The sequence below is a fragment of the Nocardia sp. NPDC058497 genome (assembly GCF_042720195.1).
Taxonomy (GTDB): Bacteria; Actinomycetota; Actinomycetes; order Mycobacteriales; family Mycobacteriaceae; genus Nocardia.
This window is the reverse complement of the sequence record NZ_JBHXMY010000174.1, coordinates 1-3,706: the sequence shown is the minus strand read 5'-3', so window position 1 is coordinate 3,706 and position 3,706 is coordinate 1. Positions and strand designations below refer to the sequence as shown.

Genomic DNA, 3,706 nt, shown 5'->3' with positions numbered 1-3,706 from the left:
GACCCAGCCACACCGACACCCCCCCCTCCGGGTGCTCTTTGTGTGGGGGGGGGTCTTGTTGTCTCACGCCAGCCCCCCCCCCCCCCCGCCCGCCCCCCGCCCCCCCCCCATCTTCCGCGCTTCCCGCCCGGTCGATAGGGTCGGGTCATGCAGCCAGGCCAGCGCGCTCCCCAGTTCGAGCTCCCCGACCAGTCCGCCCAGCTCCGCTCGCTCGACGGTTTGCTGGCCGACGGCCCGCTCGTGCTGTTCTTCTACCCGGCGGCCAACACCCCGGTGTGCACGGCCGAGGCCTGCCACTTCCGCGATCTGAGCGCGGAGTTCGCCGCCATCGGCGCCTCGTGCGCCGGCATCAGCACCGACAGCACCGAGGTGCAGGCCGGTTTCGCCACCAAGCAGCGCCTGGACTACCCGGTGCTCTCCGACGCCGACGGCGCGGTGGCCGCGGCGTTCGGCGTCAAGCGCGGACTGCTCGGCAAACTCGCGCCGGTGAAGCGGCACACCTTCGTCATCGGCACCGACCGGACGATCCTGAAGGTCGTGACCGGCGAACTCCGCGCGGCCGTGCACGCGGACGAGGCTTTGGCCTTCCTGCGCGCCCGCGCGACAGCAGGCGAGTAGCAACCGATCCGGAAACGCCGGGCGCCGGATCGGCGTCCGGCGCCGTGACCGCATCTACGCTGGGGACATGACAACCGGCGAGGTGCGGTCGAGCGGTCAGAAGCCCACGGCGACCGTGTGGCGCAACCGGGCGATCATCACGGTCGCCACGGCCGCCGTCCTGGTGATCGCCTACTTCATCCTGTCGTCGTTCATCCCGCGCTGGTGGGCGCAGCGGCTGGCGAGCCTGGTGCACGGCAGCTTCAGCCAGGGCATCTGGTGGGGCCTGGTCTACGGCCTGGTGTTCACGCTGGTGCCGCTGCTGCTGTTGCTGCTCGCGGTGCGGATGTGGAAACGCAAGGGCGGCAAGTTCATCGCGGGCGCCGCGGTGATCGTCGCGCTGCTCGGCTCGCTGCCCAACCTGATGACCCTCACGATCGTGCTCGGCGGCAACAATGCCGCCCATGCCGGTCAGCGCATCCTCGACGTCGACGCCCCCGCCTTCCGCGGCGCCTGCCTGGTCGGCGCGATCGTGGCAGCGGTGATCTTCCTGCTGGTCCTCGCCCTGATGGGCAAACGGGGCCTCACGCGACGCAAGGCAGCCAAGTCCGCCGCGACGCCGCAGTCTCCGCCGGTTTCGGACGAGCGGTAAGGCAGCGGCGCACGAAACCCTAGAGCCCTCGCGATAGTTCGCTCGCGACGTGTGAGCGACCTCACGACCACCGCCATCTCGCGGACGTCACAGCGACGTCGTGGCAAACTCGGTTCGGTGCGCGCCCCAGTACACCAGCCCTGCCGTCCGACCGCGAGGCAGTGCAGGCGATGACCCAGTGGCTCGACCCCGTCGAACAGCGCGCGTGGCAGGCGATCGTGGCGCTCATGGCCCGGATCCCGGGTGCGTTGGACACCCGCTTGCAGCGGGAGTCCGGGCTGACCCATTTCGAGTTCAGGGTGCTGAGCCTGCTCTCCGAGGAAGCGGGCCATCGCCTGCAATTGAGTGACCTCGCCCACAAAGCAAATGCGTCGCTATCGCGGCTGTCGCATGTGGTCTCCAAGCTGGAGCGGCTCGGCTGGGCCCGCCGCGACACGACCGCGGGCAGGCGCGGGGTGTATGCCGTGCTCACCGATTCCGGTTTCGAGAAGGTGCTCGAGGCGGCGCCCGGGTATGTGGACGCCGTGCGCAGATTGGTCCTCGACGGCCTCGACGCCGAGCAGACCGCCCAGCTGGCCGAGCTCGGGGAAACCCTGTCGGACCGGCTGAACCGCGTGCTCGCCGAGGACGGCGACTAGCCGGCGGCGAGCAGCACGTCGGTGTCGAAGCAGGTGTGCGTGCCGGTGTGGCAGGCCGCGCCCTCCTGGTCGACGATCAGCAGGATCGTGTCGCCGTCGCAGTCCAGGCGCACCTCGTGCACGTACTGGGTGTGGCCGGAGGTCTCGCCCTTGACCCAGTACTGCTGACGCGAACGCGAATAGTACGTGCCCTTGCGGGTTTCGATGGTCCTGGCCAGCGCCTCGTCGTCCATCCACGCCATCATCAGCACGTCACCGGTCGACTTCTCCTGGGCGACGGCGGCGACCAGACCCGCCTCGTTGCGCTTGAGGCGTGCGGCGATGGCGGGATCCAGGCTCATACCTCGTTTATAACAGCCGCACCGTGGCGACCCGACTGCCCGGTCTGCAGCTCGATGGCCACCAGCAGTTCGACCAGGACGCGGACCGACGTCGGTGGCGACGGAGTTCCCGCGACCACACCACCGGGATCGACACCTTGTTCGGTAGTCGCCATCGTCGGTCACGGATCGAGAACCCTCGGGAGGTGTATTCGGGAACGGGTTTCAGTGAGTATCGTCGACAGCCGCACGAATGTCGGCTTGGTGCCGATACGTTGCTGATGGACCGCTTCGTTCCACAGGAATCGGCAACGGTGCCATTCGGATTCGAGCGTGGCTACTGCGTGCGCGCGCCGGGGCGCAAGCGGTAGGTGTAACGCACGATGTCGTCCACGCCGGAAACTATGCAGCTCAACGCAACACAGTTGAGATGGGCGAAATCTGATCGCGCTCATCGCCACCGACATGGGTCTGTAGCCGGCGCACGCTGGTCCCGGCGTGCGTCTGATTCGACAGCCGATAAGGGGGATGCCTACTATCGCGGCGTCGTTTTTCGCACCACGTGGGGGGATTCATGCATCCGCAGCAGCCGTATCAGCCATCTGGTCAGCCGGGTTATCCGCAACAGCCGAACCAGCCGGGCTACCCGCAGCAGCCCTACCAGCAGCCGGGTCAGCCTCAACAGCCCTATCAGCCGACGTCCGGTCAGCCGGGCGCACCGATCGACGTCGCCTATGTGTGTGACGGCAACACGGCCCGGCGCCTGAACCGGGGCGCCGCCCTGGTCACCTGGCGGCTACCCGCCAAATGGGCTGTGCTGCTCGTACTTCCGGCGTTCCTGCTGGCGCGAGGCACGATCTCGGTGCTCTCCGACGGTGGCGACGCGGTGATCGGCGAGATGGCGGTCGCGTTCTTGATCGTGGTCGCCTTCGAACTAGTGGTCATCACCCTGGCCACCGGCGTGCAGCTGGCCAAGGTGAATCCGAAGTTCACGGCCATCGCGGGCCCCGGCCATCGGATGAGCGCGCACTACACCCACGACGCGATGCACCTGCAGCAGACCACCGGGCAGGTCACCATCCACTACGCCGACGTCAAACGGGTAATCACCCAGGGCGACGTAGTGTTCCTGCAGCCCAAGGGCACTCAGGGATTCGTCGTCCCCCGCGAGGTCGTGCCCGACGCCGCGCTGACCCGCCTGCGCGGCGCCTCGGCCTGAGCCTGTGTCAGCGGACGGTGATGCCGTCCGCGCGCATGGCGTCCTTGACCTGACCGATGGTGAGGTCGCCGAAGTGGAACACGCTGGCGGCAAGGACCGCGTCGGCGCCCGCGTGCACGGCGGGCGGGAAGTGCTCGACCGCGCCCGCGCCGCCGCTGGCGATCACCGGCACGCTGACCGCGGCGCGGACCGCGGCGATCATCGGCAGGTCGAAGCCGACCTTGGTGCCGTCGGCGTCCATCGAGTTCAGAAGCTTCACGCCGACGCCGAGTTCGGCGAC

The 3,706-nt window shown here is 68.5% G+C and carries 7 protein-coding genes; 4 read left to right on the top strand and 3 right to left on the bottom strand.

From position 1 onward, the window contains the following. Window positions 1-147 precede the first annotated feature (147 nt). From ACFWPJ_RS14405 to ACFWPJ_RS14395, 3 genes are all read left to right on the top strand, one after another. Window positions 148-618, top strand: a complete 471-nt coding sequence (locus tag ACFWPJ_RS14405) for a peroxiredoxin (protein WP_378851142.1) — start codon at window positions 148-150, stop codon at window positions 616-618. Between the two features lie 67 nt (window positions 619-685). Then, a complete protein-coding gene (locus tag ACFWPJ_RS14400; RefSeq protein ID WP_378851139.1) occupies window positions 686-1,249 on the top strand; it encodes a permease in 564 nt (187 codons plus the stop codon). 170 nt (window positions 1,250-1,419) lie between these two features. Next, a complete protein-coding gene (locus ACFWPJ_RS14395; protein ID WP_378851136.1) occupies window positions 1,420-1,887 on the top strand; it encodes a MarR family winged helix-turn-helix transcriptional regulator in 468 nt (155 codons plus the stop codon). Here the strand turns inward: ACFWPJ_RS14395 and hisI are convergent. After that, window positions 1,884-2,228, bottom strand: a complete 345-nt coding sequence (hisI, locus tag ACFWPJ_RS14390; protein ID WP_378851133.1) for a phosphoribosyl-AMP cyclohydrolase — start codon at window positions 2,226-2,228, stop codon at window positions 1,884-1,886. The genes ACFWPJ_RS14395 and hisI overlap by 4 nt on opposite strands. Then, window positions 2,225-2,383 carry a hypothetical protein gene (locus ACFWPJ_RS14385; RefSeq protein ID WP_378851130.1) on the bottom strand — a complete coding sequence of 53 codons (159 nt, stop codon included), beginning with the start codon at window positions 2,381-2,383 and terminating at the stop codon, window positions 2,225-2,227. The genes hisI and ACFWPJ_RS14385 overlap by 4 nt, the downstream gene beginning before the upstream one ends. A 398-nt stretch (window positions 2,384-2,781) precedes the next feature. On the opposite strand from ACFWPJ_RS14385, the gene ACFWPJ_RS14380 reads away from it, so the two are divergent. After that, window positions 2,782-3,426 carry a YcxB family protein gene (locus ACFWPJ_RS14380; RefSeq protein WP_378851127.1) on the top strand — a complete coding sequence of 215 codons (645 nt, stop codon included), beginning with the start codon at window positions 2,782-2,784 and terminating at the stop codon, window positions 3,424-3,426. A gap of 7 nt (window positions 3,427-3,433) precedes the next feature. Here the strand turns inward: ACFWPJ_RS14380 and ACFWPJ_RS14375 are convergent. Continuing rightward, window positions 3,434-3,706: HisA/HisF-related TIM barrel protein (locus tag ACFWPJ_RS14375; RefSeq protein WP_378851125.1), on the bottom strand; the 273-nt coding region annotated here is incomplete at its 5' end.